The 22,611-nt window shown below is 68.0% G+C and carries 13 protein-coding genes, 1 tRNA gene and 1 pseudogene; 12 read left to right on the top strand and 3 right to left on the bottom strand.

Annotated elements, in window-relative coordinates; translation table 11 throughout:
- Positions 1-47: 47 nt before the first annotated feature.
- Positions 48-2,999: a winged helix-turn-helix domain-containing protein gene (locus ACSAMQ_RS08100; protein ID WP_435395147.1), complete on the bottom strand. Its 2,952-nt coding sequence runs from the start codon at positions 2,997-2,999 to the stop codon at positions 48-50.
- A 305-nt stretch (positions 3,000-3,304) separates the two neighbouring features.
- Between ACSAMQ_RS08100 and ACSAMQ_RS08095 the strand changes: the two genes are divergently transcribed.
- From ACSAMQ_RS08095 to ACSAMQ_RS08045, 11 genes are all read left to right on the top strand, one after another.
- Positions 3,305-5,416, top strand: coding sequence for a S8 family serine peptidase (locus ACSAMQ_RS08095; RefSeq protein WP_435395146.1), 2,112 nt, complete (start codon positions 3,305-3,307; stop codon positions 5,414-5,416).
- Positions 5,417-5,902: 486 nt separating this feature from the next.
- Positions 5,903-8,023, top strand: coding sequence for a S8 family serine peptidase (locus tag ACSAMQ_RS08090; RefSeq protein WP_435395145.1), 2,121 nt, complete (start codon positions 5,903-5,905; stop codon positions 8,021-8,023).
- A 688-nt stretch (positions 8,024-8,711) separates the two neighbouring features.
- Positions 8,712-8,903, top strand: coding sequence for a hypothetical protein (locus ACSAMQ_RS08085; RefSeq protein ID WP_435395144.1), 192 nt, complete (start codon positions 8,712-8,714; stop codon positions 8,901-8,903).
- Between the two features lie 238 nt (positions 8,904-9,141).
- Positions 9,142-11,292 carry a peptidase domain-containing ABC transporter gene (locus ACSAMQ_RS08080; RefSeq protein WP_435395143.1) on the top strand — a complete coding sequence of 717 codons (2,151 nt, stop codon included), beginning with the start codon at positions 9,142-9,144 and terminating at the stop codon, positions 11,290-11,292.
- Positions 11,270-12,505 carry an efflux RND transporter periplasmic adaptor subunit gene (locus ACSAMQ_RS08075; protein WP_435395142.1) on the top strand — a complete coding sequence of 412 codons (1,236 nt, stop codon included), beginning with the start codon at positions 11,270-11,272 and terminating at the stop codon, positions 12,503-12,505. Before ACSAMQ_RS08080 ends, ACSAMQ_RS08075 begins: the two co-directional genes overlap by 23 nt.
- The gene (locus ACSAMQ_RS08070; protein ID WP_435395141.1) at positions 12,492-13,181 is read left to right on the top strand and encodes an ABC transporter ATP-binding protein; all 690 of its coding nucleotides are present in this window, start codon (positions 12,492-12,494) and stop codon (positions 13,179-13,181) included. Before ACSAMQ_RS08075 ends, ACSAMQ_RS08070 begins: the two co-directional genes overlap by 14 nt.
- Before the next feature lie 11 nt (positions 13,182-13,192).
- Entirely contained in the window at positions 13,193-14,395 is a 1,203-nt protein-coding gene (locus tag ACSAMQ_RS08065) for an ABC transporter permease (RefSeq protein WP_435395140.1), read from the top strand.
- Positions 14,392-15,699: an ABC transporter permease gene (locus ACSAMQ_RS08060; RefSeq protein WP_435395139.1), complete on the top strand. Its 1,308-nt coding sequence runs from the start codon at positions 14,392-14,394 to the stop codon at positions 15,697-15,699. Before ACSAMQ_RS08065 ends, ACSAMQ_RS08060 begins: the two co-directional genes overlap by 4 nt.
- Before the next feature lie 9 nt (positions 15,700-15,708).
- A complete protein-coding gene (locus ACSAMQ_RS08055) occupies positions 15,709-16,353 on the top strand; it encodes a DsbA family protein (protein WP_435395138.1) in 645 nt (214 codons plus the stop codon).
- 1 nt (position 16,354) lies between these two features.
- The gene (locus ACSAMQ_RS08050) at positions 16,355-19,129 is read left to right on the top strand and encodes a type 2 lanthipeptide synthetase LanM family protein (protein WP_435395137.1); all 2,775 of its coding nucleotides are present in this window, start codon (positions 16,355-16,357) and stop codon (positions 19,127-19,129) included.
- 264 nt (positions 19,130-19,393) lie between these two features.
- Positions 19,394-20,095, top strand: a complete 702-nt coding sequence (locus ACSAMQ_RS08045; protein ID WP_435395136.1) for a hypothetical protein — start codon at positions 19,394-19,396, stop codon at positions 20,093-20,095.
- Positions 20,096-20,303: 208 nt separating this feature from the next.
- Here ACSAMQ_RS08045 and ACSAMQ_RS08040 read toward each other — a convergent pair.
- Both ACSAMQ_RS08040 and rnd read right to left on the bottom strand, forming a co-directional pair.
- Positions 20,304-20,379: transfer RNA gene (locus ACSAMQ_RS08040), tRNA-Ala, on the bottom strand.
- Positions 20,380-20,458: 79 nt separating this feature from the next.
- Complete coding sequence (rnd, locus tag ACSAMQ_RS08035; RefSeq protein ID WP_435395135.1) at positions 20,459-21,562, bottom strand: ribonuclease D; 1,104 nt, start codon at positions 21,560-21,562, stop codon at positions 20,459-20,461.
- A 271-nt stretch (positions 21,563-21,833) separates the two neighbouring features.
- Here rnd and ACSAMQ_RS08030 point away from each other — a divergent pair.
- Positions 21,834-22,611: pseudogene (locus ACSAMQ_RS08030) on the top strand (formylglycine-generating enzyme family protein); the annotation flags it as partial.

Here is a 22,611-nt window from a genome sequence, read left to right as displayed (position 1 = left end):
CGGCTGCGCCGGGGACTTGTTTCGGTCGTTGCCATGAACGACGCCGCTCAAGGCGACAACGTTTCCAACGCCGGTTCCGCCGCCAGCGGCGATTTCGGTTGCAGCCACGCCAGGCTCGCACCGCGCATGCCGGTGCTGGCGGTCATGCTGTCGCGATGATTGCGGCTGCAATCGGCGGCGACGATGCCGTGCGGCATCAGGCTATGCAATTCCATCTGGGTCAGGCGGTCGCCGCCGCGTTGCGCCTGGGCGTGCAGTGCCGAGGCCAAGGCCGCCGCGCGTTGCTTGTCGTCGACCGCCAGCGCGGCGACGATGTCGAGCAGGTCCAGGCGGCTGGTCAGGGACCAGGCGTCGGCAGGCAGCTTGCTGCGGGCCTGCGCACCGAAGCGCCGGCTGGTGGCCCAATCGCCGCGTGCGGCGGCGTTCTCGGCCAGGCCGGTCTCGGCGCCGGCGACCAGCCAGTGATACTGCGCCGCGCGCATCACGGGCAGGGCGCGTTGATACAGCCGGTCGGATTCGGCGAAGGCGCCGGTGCGCGTCAACAGCGTGGCGATATCCATTGCCGCTTCCGCGCCCTCGGGCGAATCGCCCAGCGCCGCGAGCGCCGTCTGCGCGCGTCCCAGCAGCTCCGCCGCGGCTTCCTTGTCGCCGCCGAGCCATTCGGTGTGCGCACGGCCGACCAGCGGCGAGACCAGAGTGGACTGTTGTTCGGAGGCGGCGCAACGCAACCAGTCGCTGCGCGCTTCCTGCAGGTCGCCTAGCGGCAGGCGGGCCTCGGCACGCAGGCAGGCGATGCGGGCGCGCGATTCGCCGGCGCCGCCGGCCGGCAGCCGGGCTATCTCGCGCTCGGCACCGTCCAAGACCGCGACGGCATAGGCGTAGCGGCCGTGCATCGAGCTCAGGGCCGCATCGAAATGCGCCAGGTCGACGACCCAGCGGCCTTGCAGTCCGGCCTTGCGCAGTTGGCGCAGGCGTTCGGCCGCGCTGTCCAGGCGCGCGCCGACGATATCCTCGATCAACAAGGCCATCGCCAGCCGGTGGCCGATCAGCACGTCGCCGGAATCGTGGGTGACCATCAAGGCTTCTTCGAGCAACCTGCGATAGCCGGGCAAGTCGCCGGCGTTGAAGTGCTGGGCGGCGGCGCGCGCGAGAATGTCGATCTCCAGCCGGCGATAGCCGCCCGCGCGGGCCTGCGCCAGCAGTGTTTGCATGCGCGCGGTGGAGGCCGCGCCGGGCGCGACCGTGGCTTCGGCGAGGAAGCGCGCGTACAGCGCCCGGGTGCGGTTGCCGGCCGCTTCCAGGCGCTTGGCCGCGTGTTCGTACTGGCCGACGTCGGCGCGCTCCTTGTATTGCAGGGTGTCGGCCACCGCGATCATCAGCAGGGCATTGCCGTGTTCCAGTTCCCAGCCGGCGCCGGCTTCGCGGGTGATGCGCTCGGCGCTGCGCGCATACTCGCGCATGCGCTCCGGTTCGCCCATCAACTGGTGGATCTCGCTGATCAGCAGCAACCGGGCGACGCGCGTGCCCATCGGCTTGTGGTCCCAGTCGGGCGTGGACAGCCTGCTCATGGCCTGTTGCAGTTCGCCGGTCTGCGACAGCAACTGGGCGTACTGGAGCGCATAGCTCGACTGCGCGGGATAACGCGCGACGAGTTTCGCGTACGCCTCGCGCGCCTGCTGATGGCGCCGAGGATCCATCGCCAGGGCTTCGGCGCGCATCGATTCTTCGACTTCGGCCGGCACCGGCTTGGTCGATTCGATCGCGACCTGCATCTGCTCGATCGCCGAAGTGGCCTGGGCCAGGCGCGATTGCGCTCGCGCCAACTGCATCCGCGCCAGCCCGAAACGCGGGGCCTGACGCACGACTTCATTGGAGATCGCGGCCGCGGCGATCCAGTCGCGCCGGTCGATCGCCTCCACCGCGTCGGCGTAGCGGCGCGCCGCCGGCGCGGCGAGGTTCAAGGCCGGCCAGGCATCGGCGCGGCCGGGTACGAGTTTGGCCATTACCTGCTGCGACAGCGTGTCGACCATCGCCGGCACCTGCGAGACCGGCCCCTTGACTTCGAGCCGTTGTTCCCGGCCCTGGTCGTGAAAGCGAGCGCGTATCAGAACCTGCGAGGCATCGCCTGCGGCGATGCCCGACGACAGGAAGACTACTTTCGGCGAACTCGACTCGCCGTCGGCGGCGAGGTCGGCTTCGGTCATCAGGGTTACTTCCGGCAGGCTGCCGAGTTTCCAGCGCAGCCATTCGCGCAACAGCTTCACCGGCCAGCGCGTGGCATTGGCGCGGTCTTCCACTTCGATCAGGGCGACCGCCAGCGGTCGTGCAACCGCGGTCGCGCCCGTGCCGGCCGTTGCGGAATCGCGAAACCACAACAACGCGCCGGCGACGGCGAGCAGGGCGATCGCCGCGGCGGCCCAGGCGGCGGGACGGGCCCAGCGTCTCCAGCGCGGCTGCACCGACGTACTCGGGCGTATTGCCGGGGCCGATTCGACGGGCGATTCGACGGACGATTCGGTCGCGACAGCGGCCGCCGGCTGCGCAGCGGCGACTTCGTCGGTATCGGTTGCCGTTGCGACATCGGGCACCGGCTCGGCGGGAGGATCGGCTGGGGTACTGGCTGGAGGTCCGGCCGGCGCGGGCAGTTCGGCGAACCATTCGACCGGGCCGGGCGGCTCGAACACGTAGCCGCCCTTGGCGACGGTGCGGATCCAGCCTTTGCGCGGCTCGCCGAGCGCCTTGCGCAGCAACCACATGTTCTGGGTCAGGTTGGCGTCTTCGACGACCAGCCCCGGCCACAGGCGCGCGAACAGCTCGGCGCGACCATGCAGGGTGTGCGGCTCGGCCATCAGCAGCGCCAGCAGGTCGAACAGGCGCTGCGGCAGCTCGACTTCGACCCCGCCGCAGTTCACCCGGCGATAGCGCAGATCGATGAGCAGGTCGCCGGTGCGCAGGTAGCGCGAATCGGGTGGCCAAGGCGGCGTACGCGGGTCGGTCATCGGTCGCCTCAGCCGCTTTACGAAGTCGATGCTGGCGATGGATCGCCAGGCCGCAACATCCTGCCGCATGCCTATCGCTGGGGACAGGCGCCTGGGTGAGGGGGCACTGCCCTATTAATGTGACCAGAATATCGTTTTCAGCGACAAATGAGAAAAAAGTGATCTCTCGTCAGAGGTAACAGCCCTCTGCGCCGCACTACATCTGGGACACCGGTCGCACGGCGTCGCCCACCGAAGACGACCGGACAGCGAGCGAGTTCGTTCCTGGACTCGCAATTCCGATCAGCTCAGAGGGGATTCATTAGATGTCCACTGTATCGAATAACGGCATTCGCAAGAACCTACTGGCCACCGCCACCGTATTGGCCCTGTCCGCGCTGGCCGCTCCGGCCCTCGCCGGGCAGGTCCACCTGGACGGTCTGCAGGCGCCGCAAGGCTACGATGGCTTCATCGTCAAGTACCGCAACGGCTCGGTCCAGCGCCAGGACAGCGCCAAGGTAACGGCCTCCCTCAGCCAGAGCTTGCGCGCCAAGGTCGCCGGCCGGCTGATCGCGCTGAAGCACGTGCGTCGCCTGGCGATCGGGTCCGATCTGGTGCGCGCCGACGGCAAACTCGATCGAGTCGACGCCGAAGCCTTGATGCGGCAACTGGCGGCGGATCCGAATGTGGAGTCCGTTCAGGTGAACCGCCTGTGGACCCACACCATGGATCCGAACGACAGCCGTTACGGCGAGCAGTGGCACTATTCGGGCGTCAACGGCGCGCGCGTCAACACCGCCTGGGATCGTGCGACCGGCGCCGGCACCGTGGTTGCCGTCGTCGATACCGGTATCGTCCCGCACGCCGAACTCAACGGTAACAACAATCTCCTGCCTGGCTACGACTTCGTCAGCGATGCCGCCCGTGCGCGCGACGGCAACGGCCGCGACAACAATCCCAACGACGAAGGCGACTGGTTCGGGACCGGCGAATGCGGCCTGGGTTCGCAAAAGCGCGACTCCAGCTGGCACGGCAGTCACGTCGCCGGCACCATCGCCGCGGCGACCAATAATGCCGCCGGTGTGGCGGGCGTCGCTCATGGCGCCCGGATCGTCCCGGTCCGCGTGCTGGCCAAGTGCGGCGGCAGCACCGCCGACATCGCCGACGGCATCGTCTGGGCCGCAGGCGGTGCGGTCAACGGAGTACCCGCCAACGCCAACCCGGCCGAGGTCATCAACCTGAGCTTGGGCGGCGCGTCCGCGCAGTGCGATGCGGCGTATCAGGATGCCATCGACAAAGCCGTCGCGCGCGGCGCTACGGTGGTAGTCGCCGCCGGCAACAGCAACAAGGATGTATCCGGGTTTACGCCGGCCAACTGCAACAACGTCGTTGCGGTCGCCGCGACGGACCGCAACGGCGATCGCGCCTTCTATTCGAACTACGGCGCGACGATGGACATTGCCGCTCCGGGTGGCGAGACCTGCACCCCGAATGTTCGTTTCCTGGCGCTCGGACAGCAACCGTACTGCGACGTCAACCACAAAGAGCAGGGCGTTCTCTCGCTCGGTAACACCGGCCTTACGGTGCAGGCCGCGGCCGACTACACCTTCATGCAGGGCACCTCGATGGCGGCTCCGCACGTGGCCGGCGTGGTCGCGCTCATGCAGTCGGCGGTCGCGAACCCCCTGACTCCGGCCCAGGTCGAGCGGGCCCTGAAGGATTCCAGCCGCGCGATCGCGGCGGCCAATTGCCCGGGCGGATGCGGTACCGGCCTGGTCGACGCCAATGCGGCCGTCGTCGAGGCAATCCGGGTCGCAGGCGGTGGCGGCGGCAACGTCAACCCGGTCGCGAACTTCACCTCCGCCGTCAACGGCCTGACCGCGACCTTCACCGACAGTTCCAGCGACAGCGACGGCAGCATCGTCTCGCGCAGCTGGAATTTCGGCGACGGCAGCGCGGCCTCGACCGCCACCAACCCCAGCCACGCCTACGCCGCGGCCGGCACCTACAGCGTCAGCCTGACCGTCACCGACAATGCCGGCGGCACCCACACCAAGACCGCCTCGGTCACGGTGGCCGCGCCGGCCGGCGGCGTGCAGACCTACACCAACGGTACCGACTACACCATCAACGACAACAGCACGGTGGAAAGCCCGATCACCGTCACCGGCCGCAGCGGCAATGCACCGAGCAACGCGACGGTGACGGTGGCGATCGTGCACAGCTTCCGCGGCGACGTGCGCGTCGACCTGGTCGCGCCGGACGGTTCGACCTATCTGTTGAAGAACTACAGCACCTACGACAGCGCCGACGACATTCGCGGCACCGCGACCCTGAACCTGTCGACCGAGAGCCTGAACGGCACGTGGAAGCTGCGCGCACGCGACAATTACGTCAACGACACCGGCAAGATCGACAGCTGGAGCATCAAGTTCTGAGGGACGCTTGATCTTCGATAGTCCGTGAATACGAAACAGCCCCGGCCCTCGCCGGGGCTGTTTTGTCAGGTCGGCCCGCCGTCGCCATGGCAACCAGACAGGGTCGCCGCCAGGCCGGATCGGTGACGAGATGGGATCGATCGCGAGGCCGCCGGTTCGTAGCGACGAACAGGTCTTCAGCGTTTGGCCCGCTGTTCCCCATCGGGGCAGGAGAATTTGCTCTTGCCAGCATGAGCCGCGCCAACCCGCGCAAGCCCGGTGCCGACGCCGCCCCGCCGAACGCTGCTGTCCCGGTGTGCCCGTTCACCCGCACAAAGCGACCGTTCCGCGTCAAATGAGAAAAAAGAGATATCTCCTTAGAGGCTGGCCGGCACTCGATCGCACTACATCTGCGACACCGGTCCCATGGCGTCCACGCCGACGAAGGCCGGACCGTCAGCGGGTCCGTTCAAGACCCGATATTCCGATAGCTCAGAGGGGTTCCAGATGTCCACTGCATCGAACAACGGCATTCGCAAGAATGTCTTGGCCACCGCCACCGTGTTGGCGCTGTCCGTAATCGCCGCCCCGGCCTTCGCCGGCCAGGTCCACCTGGACGGCCTGCAGGCGCCGCAAGGCTACGACGGCTTCATCGTCAAGTATCGCAACGGCTCGCTACAGCGCCGCGACAGCGCCAAGGTGGCGACCTCCCTGCGCGAGGCCGTACGCGCCAAGATCGCCGGCCGGCTGATCGCCATGAAGCACGTGCGTCGCATGGCGATCGGCTCCGACCTTGTGCGCGCCGACGGCAAGCTCGATCGCGTCGACGCCGAGGCGCTGATGCGGCAACTGGCCGCCGACCCGAACGTCGAGTCGGTGCAGGTCAATCGCCGGTGGACCCACACGATGACGCCGAACGACACCCGTTACGGTCAGCAATGGCACTATTCGGGCGTCGCCGGTGCGCGCGTCAACACCGCGTGGGATCGCGCCAGTGGGGCCGGTACCGTGGTCGCGGTGATCGATACCGGCATCACCCCGCATGCCGAACTCAACCTCAACAACAACCTGCTGGCCGGCTACGACTTCATTACCGATCCGTGGATGTCGCGCGACAACGACGGCCGCGATAATAACCCTAACGACGAGGGCGATTGGGTCGCGCGGGACGGAGACTGCGGCAACGAGTCGTCAGCAAGAAGCTCGAGTTGGCACGGTAGCCATGTGGCCGGCACCATCGGTGCGGCGACCAACAATGCCGCGGGTGTGGCCGGCGTAGCGCATGGTGCGCGCATCGTACCGATTCGCGCGCTGGGCCTGTGCGGCGGCACCACCGTTGATATCGCCGATGCCATCGTGTGGGCCGCGGGGCTCCATGTCGATGGAGTACCGAACAACCCGAATCCGGCCGAGATCATCAATCTGAGTCTCGGCGGCCTGACCGAGGACGGTTGCGATCCGGCTTACCAAGCGGCGATCGACAGGGCGGCAGACGCTGGCGCGACCATCGTCGTCGCTGCCGGCAACAGCAATCTTGACGTGGCCAATTTCACCCCAGCCAACTGCAACCGCGTGGTCGCGGTTGCGGCAACGGACCGAAATGGCGATCGCGCGTTCTACTCCAACTACGGCGGGACCATCGACGTCTCCGCGCCTGGTGGCGAAAACTGCAGCCCGCTCCCGCGTTTCCTGCCACTTGGCGCCGACCTAAGAGGCACCTGCGTGCGAACCCACGATGACCAGGCCGTCCTTTCGCTCGGCAACGCTGGCCTGACGGTTCAGGGCGGCGCAACCTACACCTGGATGAGCGGAACCTCGATGGCCGCCCCGCACGTGGCCGGCATCGCCGCGCTGATGCAGTCGGCCGTCGCCGCCCCGCTGACCCCGGCGCAGGTGGAACAGGCCTTGAAGGATTCGAGCCGTGCGATCGCGCTGGCGGCTTGCCCTGGCGGTTGCGGTGCCGGCCTGGTCGACGCCAACGCCGCCGTCGTGGAGGCGATCCGTATCGGCGGGGCAGCCGGCGGCAATCTCGCCCCGGCGGCGAACTTCAACAGCCAAGTCAACGGTTTGACGGTGACTTTCGCCGATGCCTCGACCGATAAAGACGGCAATATCGTCTCGCGCAGCTGGAACTTCGGAGATGGCAGCGCGCTGTCGACCGCGACTAATCCCACTCGCACCTACGCCGCGGCAGGTACCTACAACGTCAGCTTGACGGTGACCGACAACGCCGGCGCTACCCACACCAAGACCGCCTCGGTCACGGTGGCCGCGCCCGCGGGCGTGCAGACGTACAGCAACGATACCGACTTCGCGATTAGGGACAACACCACGGTCGAAAGCTCGGTCACGGTCGCCGGCCGCATCGGCAAGGCTCCCAGCAATGCGACGGTGACGGTGGCGATCGACCACAGCTACCGCGGCGATCTGCGTATCGACCTGGTCGCGCCGGACGGTACGATTTACCTGGTAAAAAACTACGCTACCACCGATAGCGCCGACGACGTCAGGCTCTCGCATGCGCTGAATCTGTCGACCGAGGACTTGAACGGCACGTGGAAGCTGCGCGTGCGCGACAATTACGCCAGCGATATCGGCACTCTCGAAAGCTGGAACATCCGGTTCTGACCGACGTCGCTTATCGTTAGTCTGTAACCAGACAGCCCCGGCCCCGGCCGGGGCTGTCTGGTTTGCGGTCTGCGCAGGGCGGCCGCCGGCATGACGGTGGGACGGAATGCCGCGCAGGCGGGTCCGCTTTACTTCGGCCGGGCCGGATGTCCAGGGCTTTATCGAGGCATGGCTCTGAAGTCTCTGCGGCCCGGCCAGCGCGCACGGCGCCCTGGCGGTCGTGGATGCGCGAGCCAGTGGCTCGAAAGCGCATCCATTCACCCCGCCTTCGCGAGAATGACGGTCGGGCAGATTGTCGCGATGACTGCTTATCGCCGAGGACGAGTTCCGCCGAGTGTCTCTCCAGGAAAAGGTAATCAACGACGGATGGAACAACGCGCGCCCACGCGATGACGAAAGTTCATGCTTGGAATGATGCGCAACGAGCGTCGGCCATCGATTCGTTCTTCCGCGCGGAATCGTCGCGAGTTCACGATTTGGCGCACCTTTACGCAGTTTTTCGCATGTCGAAACGTCATCGCGATACGCATCGTGCAAGCCGCATCGGCATCATCGCTTCGTCGCGAAACGATTCTTGACGAGGACCACGGAACCGCGCGATGCATCGTGATAACAAGTGCAACGTCGAAAGTCAGGGGGCATCGACCCACTCAGCGCATCGCTGGTGGCCAAATCTGAGGACTTCCCCATGTTGCAGCAACACGATCTGGTCCAGGATCCAAGCACGTCTGCGGTACCGTTCGCCGAGGAACTCTCGGACGACAATCTCGAAGCCTTGTTCGGCGGCAAACCGGTGGTATGCGGTTGCGGCTGGCTTTGTTCGTTCACCGGCGAGTGCGGCTGTTCCAACGGCCACTCGGTATGTGTCGGACACTGCTGATCCGCTAACCGGAGCCGCCTGGCGGTAGCGGGCGGCTCCTTCGAGTACGGCGCTTACAGCGAATCCAACCGCGATGCCTGCGCATCGTGCGTCGGGCCGTGCACGCATCGTCGGACGGGGCGCAGCCGTGCGCGTCGCGTACGCCGCTGGGCGCGTCGCCGACGGTCGCGCATTGCGTGGAGATACGCCGGAAGTCCGCCGCTCCCAGCCCTCGCGGCGTCTTGCCTGGACGGACAGCGTGAACAAGCCATTGCGGCGCGTCAGCAACAAAACCAAGTTCGTCAGCCAGACTTCGGCCGCCGATTGCGGCCACGCCTGCATCTCGATGCTGTTGTCGGGGCTGGGCTTACGAATGCCGATGCTCGCGCTGGCGGCGCGTTACCCGGTCAGCCAGCGCGGCATGTCGGCCAAGGAAATGCTCGACGTGCTGCGCATGTGCGGTGTCAAGCCCAAGGCGCTGCGGGCCACCGACGGCACCGTGCAAGCCCTGCGGCACGCGGCGCTGCCGGCGATCGTGCATCTGCGCCACGAGCACTTCGTCGTGGTCGGTGCGGTCGACGACACGACCGTGACGGTGCTGGACCCGGCCACCGGCGAGAGCCGCATAGCCCACGGCGAATTCGAGGCGATGTGGAGCGGCGTGTTCATCTGCGCCGAACGCGATGAAACCGCGCGCTCGCGGGTGTCGATATCGCCGCTCGGACAGCTGTTCAAGGAATTCCTCGGCGAGAACTGGTCGCTGTGGCTGTTCCTGCTCAGCGTGATCGCGCTGACCGTGGCCACCACCATTTCCTTCCCCTGGCTGTTGAGCCGGGCGGTGACCTTCCTGGCCTATGGCGGCAGCGGCAGCGCGACCGGCCTGGGCATGGGGTTGCTGGTGTTGTCGCTGGCCTTCGTCGTCGCGCACTGGATGCGCGCGCGGGTGTCTTTGCTGATCCAGTTGCGCCTGGACCGCTCCCTGATCACCCGCTTCGTCGATCGTCTGCTGAAGTTGCCGCTGCGGATCTTCTCGCTGCTGCCGGCGGGCGATCTGATCGCGCGGGTCAACTCGGTGTCGGGCGTGCGCGATTTCCTCTCGGCGCGCATCACCGGCCTGATCCTCGATTCGGGCGTGCTGATGGCGACCCTGGCGGTGTTGGCCTTCCAGAGCGCGCCGGTGGCCTTGCTGTTCCTCGCCTTGACCTTGCTGTCGACGGCGGTGCTGATCCTGTGCTGGAAGCGCTTGCTGCGGCTCACCGGCGGCGAGGTCCTGGCGTATTCGGGCTACTACAGCACCCTGGCCGAAACCCTGACCATGGCGGTCGACGTCAAGGTCAATCGCAAGGAGCAGGTGTTCGCCGACCGCCTGATGGACCGCTTCGGCGAACACCAGAAATGGCTGGAGGCGCGCGGCAAGCTCAATGCGGTGTTCGAAGCCTTGTACGCCTACCAGGACAAGGTCGTGCCGATCGCAGCGTTGCTGCTGCTGTTCGTCGCATTCCCGAGCATCGACCTGTCCGACCAGACCGCGTTCTATTGCTACTTCCTGCTGGGGTGGACCGGACCGTCCGTGCGCGCGATCCAGATGTTCTTCATGCAGTTGGTGGTGGTGCGCATCAACGCCGACCGGATCGAATCGATCCAGGGGCTGATGAGCCTCGACGAGGGCGCGCCCGGCGCCGACGAAGCCGCGCCGCCGTGGGCGGGGCCGAGCCAGGTCGCGGTCAGCGGCGTCGGCTTTTCCTATCTCGGCACCGGCACGCCGGTGCTCGAGGACGTGTCGGCGAACTTCGACGACCGCGGGCTCAACGTCATCGTGGGGCCTTCCGGCTGCGGCAAGAGCACCTTGCTCAAGCTGATCGGCGGCCTGCTGTTGCCCGACGCCGGCAGCATCCAGGTGCGCGTGCACGGCGAGCGTTCTGGCGTGGGCACGGGGGCCGGCACGAGCTCTGGCGCCAGCGCGGCCTCGGTGGCGTATCTCAACCAACACCCGGCCTTGTTCGCCGGCACTGTCGCCGAGAACATCGCCATGTTCGACCCGCAAGCCGACCAGGAGCGCATCGAACGCTGCGCGCGCGCGGCCTGCATCCACGACGAGATCGTCGCCTGGCCGCTGGCCTATCGCACGCCGGTGGTCGCGGTAGGGCAGAGCCTGTCGTCCGGCCAGTGCCAGCGCATCGCCCTGGCGCGCCTGCTCTACAGCCACGCACCGATCATGCTGCTGGACGAATTCACCAGCGACATCGACGCCGCCACCGAAGGCGCGATCCTGCGCCATCTGCGGCTGTGGCCGGGCATGAAGATCATCGTCACCCATCGCACTCAGTGGATCCAGCCGGGCGATCGCGTCCACGACCTCGGCCGGATTGCGCAAGGAGGACAACGCCATGAACGTCCCGTCTATGCGTGAGCGGCGCCCGCGGCGGCTGGCGCTCGCGGTCGGCGCGGTCGCGGCTGGCGTGCTGGTGCTCGGCTTGCTGATGGTGCGCAACACGGTCGCCTCGGTGGCGCCGGTGGCGGTGGTCAAGCCGGCGCTGGACGCCTTGCCGACGACGATCTTCGCCGACGGCACCTTGTCCTACCGCAACGAACTGGCGCTGACCTCGGAAGTGCTCGGCGCGGTCGAGGAGATCTACGTGCGCCAGGGCGACGAGGTCAAGCGCGGGCAGCCGTTGATGAAGCTGCGTTCGCAGCAGTACGAGGCGCAGCTGGCGCAGCGCGAGGCCGGCCGCGATGGCGAAATGGCCTCGCTCGAGGTCAAGCGCGCCAGCCGCGAACTGGCCGCGGCCAAGCTGCGCCGCTTCACCGAACTGCGCAAACAGCAACTGGTCAGCGAGGAAGGCCTGGACGAGGCCGAGGCGGCGTATCGCCAGGCCGACGCGGCCTACCGCGAAGGGCATGCGCGCATCCAGAACCAGCGCGCCCTGGTCGATGAGGTGCAGGACAGCTTGCACAAGTCCATCCTGCGTTCGCCGATCGACGGCACGGTGCTGTCGATCGACGTGTCCCCCGGCGAGACCGCGGTGCCGAGCGCCTTGAGCTTCAGCGGCTCGACCGTGGCGCGCATCGCCGATACCCGCGTGCTGGTCGCCACCGCCAAGCTCGGCGAGTACGACGTCTGGAAGATCCGTCCCGGCGCCGTCGCCAACGTGGTGGTGCCGGCCTTCGACGAGACGCCGCTGCCGGGCACGGTGCGTTCGGTATCGATGGCGCCGGCGCGCCCGACCACCGGCACCGGCGCGCCCGCGGCCGGCGCGGCGAACTACGAGGTGCTGATCGAGATCCGCAACACTCGCCGCGCGAGCTTGCGCACCGGTATGACCTGCCGGGTCGAGTTTCCCAGCCGCAAGGCCGCGCCGGTGCTGACGGTGCCGATCGCGGCGCTGCGCGACGACCCGGCCGAGCTGGGGGCCGACGCGGGGCAGGGCGCCAGCGGCGCGGTGTTGGTGGTGCGCGACGGCGTCGCCAGCCTGCGCCGGGTGCGCTTGGGCGACGTCAACGAGACCCATCAGGAAATCCGCGGCGGGCTCGCTGCCGACGACCTAGTGGTGGTGCCGGCGACCGGCCAGCCGTCTTTGAAGCCCGGCACGCGGGTGCGGGTGATCTCGTATGAACGCGGTTGAGCTCAGCGGCGTCCGCAAGAGTTACCGCCTCGGCGCCACCGAGGTGCCGGTGCTTCGCGGGGTCGACCTGCACGTGGCCCAGCACGAGTACGTCGCGGTGATGGGCGCCTCGGGTTCGGGCAAGTCCACGTTGTTGAACATCATCGGCTTCCTCGACACGCCCGACGCCGGCGAGATCCGCATCCACGGCGCGCCGGTGCAGCGCCAGGACGACGCCGCATTGTCGGGCTTTCGCAACCGCACCATCGGTTTCGTGTTCCAGAGCTTTCACCTGCTCGGCAACTGCTCGGCGCTGGAGAACGTGATGCTGCCGCTGCGTTATCGCGGCGAAGCGCGCGCCGCCGCCGGGCGCCGCGCCCGGGCCGCGCTCGAGGAAGTCGGCATGGCCCATCGCGGCGCGCACCGGCCCGACGAATTGTCCGGCGGCGAACGCCAGCGCGTGGCGATCGCCCGCGCTATCGTCGGCGAGCCCGACATCATCCTGGCCGACGAGCCGACCGGTAACCTCGACTCGAAGACCTCCGACGAAGTACTGGAGGTGTTCGCGCGCATCCACGCCAGGGGGCGCACCCTGATCGTGGTGACCCACGCGCCTCAAGTCGCCGAACGTTGCCAGCGCACGATCCGGGTCTGCGACGGGCAGGTGATCGACGCCACCGCGGCTGCGGCCGCCTGAGCACGACCGGCATGCGCCGTTGGCTGGCCAACCTGTGGGACGCCGCACGCTCGCTGGCGCGCAGTCCGCGACAGAGTCTGCTATGCGCGAGCGCGATCGTTCTGGCGGTGATGGCGTACTCGACCGTGGTCAGCATTGCCGACGGGATGTCCCAGGTGCTCGGCCGCCGCTTCGAGAGCCTCGGCGACGACACCCTGGTGATCCGCGGCCAGTCCACCGCCGGCGGCGGCTTCGTGCCCGGCCGCGGCGATCTCGAGGACCTGCAGCGGATGCCACAGTGGATCGCACGCGCCGCGCTGGTGCAGGAGTTGTCCGGCGCGGCCACCTTGCTGGAAGGCGCGGGCACCCGCCAGGTCGCGCAGGTGCTGGCGGTGAGCGAGGATTACTTCGCCATCGACCGGGTCGCGATCGGGCAGGGCCAGGCCCTGAGCGGGCGCGGCGTCTCGGCCAAGCGCTGCGTGCTGGGCGCGCGTATCGCCGCTCGGCTGTTCCCCGGGCAAGCGCCGCTGGGCAAGTTCCTGCGCATCGGCGGGCAGTGGTATGCGGTCGGCGGCGTACTTGCGGCGACCGACGAGCCGGGCAAGTTCGTCTCCAACGATGATGCCGTGTTCCTGCCCTTGGCCGGCGCCGGCGCACTGGCGAAACCCGGCGACGACGGCGGCCGGCTGGTGGTCAAGGCCGCGCCCGGCGTCGAGATCGAAACCCTGCGGGCTAAGCTGCAGGCGTTGCTGCTGCGCAAATACGGCGGCCGCTACCGGGCCGACGACTTCCGCATCGAAGCCAAGCAGGCCTTGCTGCAGAGCGCGCGCGCGGCCACCGAGAGCCAGGGCCGCACCCTGGCCTGGATCTCGCTGCTGGCGTCGCTCGTCGCCGCCCTGGGCGTGATGAACATGATGTTTCTCAGCGCCGACGAACGTTCCGGCGAGATCGGCCTGCGCCGCGCGATCGGCGCGACCCGCGCCGACATCGCCTGGCTGTTCGTGTGCGAGGCCTTGCTGCTGTGCCTGGCCGCGATCCCGTTGGGGCTGGTGCTGGGGCGCATCGCCGCCGGCCTGCTCAAGGGCGTGTTGCGTCTGGATTCGGCGCCGATGCTGACCTGGCAGGCCTGTGCCTGGGTAGCCCTGGCGACGACAGCGCTGGTGCTGGCGTTCTCGCTGGCGCCGGCCTGGCAAGCGGCACGTAAGGACCCCAAGCGGGTGTTGCGCGCCGAATGAACGCGACCACGCCCGTTGAAGTGAATTCGGCGCCGGCGGCGGAGCGCGCCGTCGCATCGCCGATCGACGCGGCGCCGGGTGTCTGGTTCGTGCTCGGCGAAGCCTTCCAGGCCGCCTTGCGCCAGCTGCGCAGCTTCCCGGTGCGCACCGCGGTGGCGATGCTCAGCGTGGCCCTGGGCGTGGCCGGCATCGTCTCGGTGGCGTCGTTGTCCGAAGGGCTGTCGCGCACCCTGGTGCGTTCGTTCGAATCGATGGGGCGGCAGGTGTTGATCGTGCGCTCCGACCCGTCCTACGAGTCGCTGGTGCTCGGCCGCGCCAACCGTCTGTCCGAACGCGACTTGCGCGTGGTCGCCAGCGCCTTCGCCCAGCGGCCGGTGGCGCCGGTGCTGCGCTACGGCGCGTTCAACAACGCCGTCGCGCTCGGCGCGCGCACCAGCGGCGCGGCGATCTACGGCACCACGCTCGACTACTTCCGGCTCGGCGAAGTCGAGTTGATCGCCGGCGCCTGGCCGTCGCGCCAGGACTGGCGCGGCAGCGGCCGCCAATGCCTGCTCGGCCGCAGCCTGGCCGAGGAGTTCGGCGGCATGGCCGCGGTGCTCGGCCGCGACCTCAGCCTGGCCGGACGCTCCTGCCGCGTGGTCGGCGTGGTCAAGGGCGCCGGCAGCGCGTTGGGTTTCGATGCCGAGCGCCTGGTGATCGCGCCGATCGGCCTGGTGCGGGCGATGGACGCCGACGGCAGCCTCAGCGACCTGGAGATTCATGCCGGTTTCTCCGATGCCGACGACATCGAGGCGATCGGCCGGCGCTTGTCGGCGCAGTTGCGCCGGCAGCGCCACGTCGGCGGCGGCGAGGACGACTTCATCGTCGTCACCGCGCAACGCCTGCGCGGCTATCTCGACGATACCCTGGCCAGCGTGCGCGCCGGCCTGTTCCTGCTGATGGCGGTGGTGTTCGCGGTGGCCGCGCTGGGCATCGGCAACGTCATGGTGTCCGGCGTCAACGCGCGCCGCCGCGAGATCGCGATCAAACGCGCGATCGGCGCCTCGCGCGCCAACGTCTTCCTCGAATTCCTGTTGGAGGCGGTGATCCTGACCGGCTTCGGCGGCGTGCTGGGCGTGGTCCTGGGCGCGGCGGCGGCGCTGGCGATCACCTCGGGTTCCAGTTATTTCGGCGAACCGACCGTGTCCTGGCCGGGTTGCCTGTTGGGGGTCGTCACCGCGCTGCTGGTCGGGCTGCTGACCGGCGTGTGGCCGGCGGCGCGCGCGGCGCGGCTGGACCCCGTCGCCGGTTTGCATCATCACTGAGGTGAGGACATGAAAGGACCCTGGGTCTGGATAGGCGCATCGGCGCTGGTGGCGGTGCTCGCGGTGTCGCTGGGTTTCGTGCTGATGGCCGCGGGCCGTTCCGAACCGCTGCAGGGGATGCAGGTCGACGATCTGCCGATGCTCGGCCGCGGCGATGCGCCGCACGAAATCGTCCTGGTCACCGATTACGGCTGCCCGGCCTGCAAGCGCTTCCACGCCGAGATGCTGCCGCAGCTGATGAAACGGTACGTCGACAACGGCAGCGCCAGGATCCGCGTGCTCGCGTTTCCGATCCGCGAAGGCTCGACCGAACTCGCGCATGCGGTGACCTGTCTGCAACAACGCCCGGGCAGCGACGCCAAGGCCCTGTACGACCGTGTCTACGGTCAAGACCTGACCGGTATCGCCGGCGTGGAACTGGCGCAGCGCCTCGCGCCGGCGGCCTCTGCGGTCGGTCTGGATGCCGCCGGACTCAATGCCTGCATGCAGCGGCCCGAAACCGCCCGCCGCGTCGAGCAACAGCGCTACCGCGCCATCGTCCACGGCATTTCCTCGGTGCCGACCGTGGTCATCGACCGCGTCGCGTTGAGCGAGCCCTGGACCTACGCCCACTACGAGGCGGCGTTGACGCCCGCCGCGACGGAAGCCCGATGACATGAGCAGCCTGGATTTCGATCGTTACTACATCGCCGCGATCTGCCGCGCCGAAGCCGAAGCCCTGCGCGGCGAAGTCGCCGCCTGCGTCGCCGCGAGCCGTTTGCCGCCGGGGTTCCACGCGCCGATCGCCGATGGCGCCAGCGAATACCTGATGCAGCGGCTGTGCTGGATGTTCCAGAAGGTGTTCGTGTTCGAACTCAACCGCTACGCCGCGGCCGCACCGAAGCGCGACGACGCGCCGACCGCGCCGACCGCGGTCGGCGACCCGGTGTTCGTCGCCTTCGTACAGGCCATCGCCGGCGGCGACGCCGCCCGCGAACTGCGCCAGCGCTACGGCTTTTTGTTCCAGCGCGCGCAATGGTTCTGCGCGGGCTTCATCGAATTCCTCGGCGAGCACCTGCTGCATCTGGGCGACGATCTGCCGGCGCTCGCGGACTTCGATCTGCGTGCAGGCGATGCGCCGCAGCGGGTCGAGTTCGGCCAGGGCGACCCGCACCGCGGCGCGCGCGCCACCGTCCGTTATCGCTTCGAGCGCACCGACCTGTACTACAAACCGCGCGGCCTGGGCCTCGATCTGCTGTTCGCGGGCTTGCAACGCTTGATCGATCCCGACATGGCGGTGCTGGCCTCGATCGAACGCGGCGATTACGGCTGGCAACTCGGCATCCGCGGCGGCGGCGCCCAGGGCAGGGCGGCGGCCGAACGCTTCTATCGCTCGCTCGGGGTCTGCACCGCGGTCGCGCATGCCCTGTGCGGCTCCGACCTGCACTTCGAGAACATCGTCACCGACGCGCAAGGCCGGCCGTTCTTCGTAGACGTCGAGGCCTTGTTCACCAACACCGCGCGCATCGATCGCCAGCCGCCCTCGAGCGTGCCCTTGCTCGATGCCGAACGCGAACTCGACCGGCGCCTTGGCGAATCGGCGCTGTCGGTCGGGGTGGTGTCGCTGCGCCGCACCCGCGAGGGCGTGTTCTCCGGCGCCGCGCAAGGCGACAAAGTCGCCGCGCCGGTGTCGCGCGAAGTGGCGGTCGACGCCAGGACCGCGAGCATGCGCCTGTCGCGGGTGCAGGAGGCGATCCAGATCGACAGCCCGGTGCCGCGCGTCGACGGCGAACCGGCCGCATTCGCCGCACATTTCGACGGTTTCGCCGACGGCTATCGCCAGGCCGCGGCGGCACTGACCGCGCACATCGACGAAGTCGAAGCCCTGCTGCGCGACAACGCCGCGCTGCGTTCACGGCAGATCCTGCGCCACACCTATCTGTACGGCCTGTTCCTGGCCGAGACCACCCATCCGGCGCTGGTCGACCCGGCCAAGACCGATGCCTTGCTGCTCAAGCTGCGCCGCGAGGAAGCCAGCAAGCCGTTCCTGCGCCACCTGTATGCCAGCGAACGCGAACAAATGCTGCAGTTCGACATCCCATACTTCGAGGCGCAACTCGACGGCCGCGACCTGCTCAGCCCCTGCGGCAAGGTCGAAGGCTTCTTCGAGCGCTCGGCGCTGGAGCAAGTGCGCGAGCGTCTGGCGCGTTTCGCCGATCCACGCTGGATAGCGCGGCAACTGAGTTATGTCGCCACCGCACTGGGCTGCGAAACCGGTCCCGAGTTGGGGCAGGGCGATATCGCCGATGCCGCCGCGGCGCTGCTCGCCGAACAGGCGGTGCCGGGGGAGGGGGACGGCAGCGTGTTGTGGACCTACAGCCCGCCGGTCGGCACGCCCGGCGGCGAGTTCGCGATCATGCCGATGGGCCCGGACCTCTACACCGGCCTCGCCGGCCTGCTGCTGTTCCTGTCGCGCCGCTGCGCGCACGGCGCCAGCGCCGACGACCACGCTCTGAACGAACGCCTCATCGCCACCGGCCGCCGCATCCTCGTAGAACGCAGCCCCATGCTCGGCAGCGGCGCCTACTCCGGCATGGAAGGGCTGATCCTCAGCCTGAGCGAAGCCGCCGGCGACCGCGGCGACCGCGAACTCGCTTCGCTCGCGCTCGAAACCTTCCTCGCCCGCGAACCGCAATGGGACCCCGCGCGTCACGACATCATCGACGGCGCCGCCGGCATCGCCCTGGTTGCCCTCGCGCTGCGTCGCCAACAACAAGACCCGCGCTTGGTCGACGTCGCCCGACGCCTCGCTACCCGTCTGACCGAAGCCGCCCGCGACACCGCCGACGGCCCCGAATGGTGGCTGCACGGCGTCGACCGCTGCGTTACCGGCTTCGCCCACGGCGGCAGCGGCATCGCCTTCGCCCTGATCCACCTCGCGCGCGCACTCGGCGACGCGAACCTGCACGAACTCGCCTTACGCGCCCTGCGGCGCGAAGACCGATTGTTCAATTCTGAGATCGGCCTATGGCCCGACACCCGCATGGACGAGCCGCAGTACTCGCTGGGTTGGTGCAATGGCGCTGCGGGGTTCTTGCTGGCGCGGGCTGAAGTTTGGAATGACTTAGAAGCCTGGCAACGCGAGCACGTGCGCACCGCGTTCGCGCGCAGCGTCGAGTGGTTTGGGCGGCTGGAGGATGATTCGCTGTGTCATGGCACGGCGGGGGTTCGGCTGGCTCTAGCGGCGGTCGCGGGCAAACTAGGTTTAGCCTCCGATGTGTCGCAATCAGAGTTGGCTCCCAGTAAGAATCACTGTCGCGGAGGTTGGAGCCACGACAGCGGCAATCTGGGGCTGATGGTGGGCCTGACTGGCATAGGAGTGGCGCTCTTGCAGGGCAATACAAGGAATGGCAGATATGCGGTCCGAATATGCCCCCTGACGCTAACTTAGCGTGTTGTCTCCGGTCACCAATTCAAGTTCCCAAATAACATTTTCATAGCTCGTCCCGAAACATTCTACTAGATCTGGAATTAGCAGGGCTTTCAGTTCATACGGGAATGGCGTGCTCTCGAAGCACGTCATTTTTTTGCAATGCCCCGGCAGTGAAGATTCGTCCCGCCTGCCGACAGGCTGAGTAATCCTGATAAGGTTCCCGAAAGTGCCCGATGGGCAGTTGGCAGACTGAGTCACTCTACGGGAAGTGTTCAAAGACCAATGAGCGAGATTATTCTGGATCATCTGGAAAGAATTGCTTACAACCCGTTGGGCGACGGCAACCATTATTTGCAAGCTATCAATGTGTTCCGCTACGGACTATATGACCTAGCCACACAGGTGCGCCAGATCGAACAGCGATTCATAGATGATTGCGAGTGGCCATCACACGGAGCTGAGTCGTATCCGAACCTTGCACTTCGCGAGCCGCAATTGTTCTGCGCTTTCGATTGGTTCGCCATGTCGCTAACTTCGTATCTGCGACTAGTCAAGCTGGCGGCGATGGCACGAGCCAACGGATGGACCCTCGAGGCATTGGCGGCAAAGGGTAATGAGAAAGAGATCAATAGAGAGTGCGCCGCATATATGGAAGGTGTAGCGCCAGCTGTCACAAAGTGGCGCCACAAAGTAGCAGCCCACCCATCTGCCACCGCGCCGCGCGGCGATCATTTGGCGACGATTCTTCAATCCATCGCATACCCGATGACTCGTTCGGCCGGATACTTCGAAGTCGGTCGAGAGAAATTCGTAACAGATGGCGGAACAGCTGACGTGCTGCCGTGGTCTGTGACATGGACCTACGAGCGGCTCACGCCGCGCCTTTGGCCAGAGCATGCAATTCCAGCACCGCGCCATCGCCCTGGGTCGGAGCCGCGCGACGACGAAGGCACCTATCTTCGATCAGTGAAGACGGCCCGATAGATAAATATTTCAGGCTGGACTCAGAGCGCATCGCACGCCTAATGCAATGGTTTAAGTCACAACAAGGCGAACGTGTATTCGGTGGCGCAAGCGCGACCGCGCCCAGGTCACGCCCTATCTGCAACATCGATTGTTGCAATTCATAAACCCCAAAACAAAACAGCGCGTCACGCCGCAAGGCGTAACACGCTGTTCTGTCTGGATAAGTTGGTGGAGCGGAGGAGGATCGAACTCCCGACCTTCGCATTGCGAACGCGACGCTCTCCCAGCTGAGCTACCGCCCCACTTCGGGATCAAGTTTAGCGGGCCTCGCTGAGAGGCGCTAGTCCTGGCGCTCGGTTCCGCGGGCTCGGTTCCGCGGACTCAGGCCTGCTGGGCCAGCAAGGGCGCGAGGTCGGGCTCGAGCGCGGTGCGGCGCCAGCCGGACAGGGCGTCGGGCCAGTCGCCGTGATCGAGCAGGGCTTCGAGCCAGCGGCGCGAGGCGAGCACGCCGTCGGGCAGGCCGAGGGCGGCGCTGCGGGTGGCTACGGCCTCTTGCAGTTGGCGCAGGCGCTGTTTGTCGCGGGTTTCGGCGACGCCGGCGTCTGGGGTCTGGTCTTCGTCGGCCAACGGCGTGGTGAGCGCGGCCCAGATGGCGTCGCCGAGTTTGCGCGGGGCCTTCGGGTGGGCGTCGAGCTGGCGCTGCAGGGCGTCGCGGTCGGCCGGGACCTGGCGCGCGATCGAGACGGCGAGTTCGTTGTCGAGGATCCAGCTGCGCGGGCGGTCGCTGTCGCGCGCATACGCGTCGCGCCAGCGCAGCAGGCGCACCAGGCGGCGCTGGGCCGGCGCGTCGAGGAACTGGGCGCTGCGCATCGACAGATGCGGCCAGCGTTCCGGGGCTTCGTTTTCGGCGTTGTGGACGGTGCGGGCGGCGTCTTCGTCGAGCCAGGCGCGGCGGCCGAGCGGGGCGAGCAGGCCGTCCAGGGCGTCGAGCATCGCGAACAGGTGGCGCACGTCGTCGGCGGCGTATTCGAGCTGCGAGGGCGACAGCGGGCGGCGCATCCAGTCCGAGCGGGTCTCGCCCTTGGCCAGGGCCACGCCGGTCAGTTGTTCGACCAGCTTCTGGTAGCCCAGGCCGCTGCCGATGCCGGCCAGGGCCGCGGCCTGCTGGGTGTCGAACAGCGGCTTGGGCACGACGCCGCAGGCGTGCTTGAAGGCGACCAGGTCCTCGCTCGGGCTGTGCACGATCTTGAGGATGCTCTCGTCGGCGAGGATCGGCGCCAGCGCTTCGGCGATGCCGGGGCGCAAGGGGTCGACCAGCAGGATCGTCGGTTCGTCCGCGTCGGCGCTTTCGATCGCGATCTGCACCAGGGCCAGCTGCGGCCAGTAGGTGCGTTCGCGGATGAATTCGGTGTCCAGCCCGATGCGCTCGGGTTTGACCTCGAAATGCGCTTGCAGCGCGGCGGGGGTGTTGATCCAGACGGGCATGTTTCGGTTCTTTCGCGTGGCCGGCGTCGAGGTTGCCGGGGCGGGCGACAATAGCCTACTTTTCGCGGCGGCGGGTCGCGGTGGCCCCGGCAGGGCAAGGCGCGCAAGGCGGTGGGCCGGGCATTGCCGCCCCTTGCCGGGCCGGGAGGCCGCGACCGCGCGTGCCGGCACGGCCTGGATGCATTGCGCGCACGCCGCCTGAACATGGCGCCGCGGTCGAAGCGATATGCTGTCCCATCGATCGCCAAGACGGTTCCGGAGAGGTTGCAGGTTGCGCGCATTGATGTGGTCGGGCATCGCCGCGATAGGGCTGCTGGTCGGGTGCACCGACCGGGGCGGCAAGGCGTCGTCGCAGGACGCCGGCGCGCGCGCGCCGATCGTGACGATCAGCGCCGACCAGGCGGTGTCGCCGGTGCCGCCGTGGCGGGCGCCGGCCATCGCGGTCACCGCCGAGAACCTGGAAGACTTGAACAAGCGCGGCGAGGCGGCGCTGGCCGAAGGCCGCCTGCATGCCGACGCCGATTCGGCGATCCCGATCTATCTGGCCCTGCGCGCTTACGCCCCCGACGACCGCCGCTTCGCCAAGGGCCTCGACAAGGCGGTGGCCTTGCTGCTGGTCGAAGGCGATGCGGCACTGAAAGGCATCGACGACGATCCCCTGGCCCTGCGCGGCGCTCACGAGGCGGCCGCGGTCGCGCGCGTGGCCGCGCCCGGGCATCGCAAGGTGGTGGCCTATCTGGAGCGGGTCGACCGCGCCGACCAGGCCCAGGAGGCCAACCGGCTCGGCGAGGAGGACTTGAACGCCGGCCGCATCGGCGAGAACGGCCGGGGCGGGGCGCTGGCGCGGTTTCGCGAGGCGCTGGAGCTGCGGCCGAACGATGCGCGCGCCTCGCAGGGCATCGCCGCGGCCGAAAGCGCGCTGATCCGGCGCGCCGAGCTCGCGGCCGAACGCGACGATTACGCCGGCGCCGACCGCTGGCTCGCGGCTGCGGCGCAGGTCCGGCCCAAGTTCGATACCGCGGCTACCGCCCGGGGCCGCATTGCGGCGC

Origin of the sequence: Lysobacter sp. 1R34A (assembly GCF_051217035.1) — a bacterium.
Taxonomy (GTDB): domain Bacteria; phylum Pseudomonadota; class Gammaproteobacteria; order Xanthomonadales; family Xanthomonadaceae; genus Lysobacter.
This window is presented reverse-complemented; position numbering and strand designations above follow the sequence as displayed.

Coding starts and splice junctions, on each gene's coding strand:
- ACSAMQ_RS08100 (WP_435395147.1), bottom strand. CDS start 2,999: ATGACCGACCCGCGTACGCCGCCTTGGCCACCCGATTCGCGCTACCTG.
- ACSAMQ_RS08095 (WP_435395146.1), top strand. CDS start 3,305: ATGTCCACTGTATCGAATAACGGCATTCGCAAGAACCTACTGGCCACC.
- ACSAMQ_RS08090 (WP_435395145.1), top strand. CDS start 5,903: ATGTCCACTGCATCGAACAACGGCATTCGCAAGAATGTCTTGGCCACC.
- ACSAMQ_RS08085 (WP_435395144.1), top strand. CDS start 8,712: ATGTTGCAGCAACACGATCTGGTCCAGGATCCAAGCACGTCTGCGGTA.
- ACSAMQ_RS08075 (WP_435395142.1), top strand. CDS start 11,270: ATGAACGTCCCGTCTATGCGTGAGCGGCGCCCGCGGCGGCTGGCGCTC.
- ACSAMQ_RS08070 (WP_435395141.1), top strand. CDS start 12,492: ATGAACGCGGTTGAGCTCAGCGGCGTCCGCAAGAGTTACCGCCTCGGC.
- ACSAMQ_RS08065 (WP_435395140.1), top strand. CDS start 13,193: ATGCGCCGTTGGCTGGCCAACCTGTGGGACGCCGCACGCTCGCTGGCG.
- ACSAMQ_RS08060 (WP_435395139.1), top strand. CDS start 14,392: ATGAACGCGACCACGCCCGTTGAAGTGAATTCGGCGCCGGCGGCGGAG.
- ACSAMQ_RS08055 (WP_435395138.1), top strand. CDS start 15,709: ATGAAAGGACCCTGGGTCTGGATAGGCGCATCGGCGCTGGTGGCGGTG.
- ACSAMQ_RS08050 (WP_435395137.1), top strand. CDS start 16,355: ATGAGCAGCCTGGATTTCGATCGTTACTACATCGCCGCGATCTGCCGC.
- ACSAMQ_RS08045 (WP_435395136.1), top strand. CDS start 19,394: ATGAGCGAGATTATTCTGGATCATCTGGAAAGAATTGCTTACAACCCG.
- rnd (WP_435395135.1), bottom strand. CDS start 21,562: ATGCCCGTCTGGATCAACACCCCCGCCGCGCTGCAAGCGCATTTCGAG.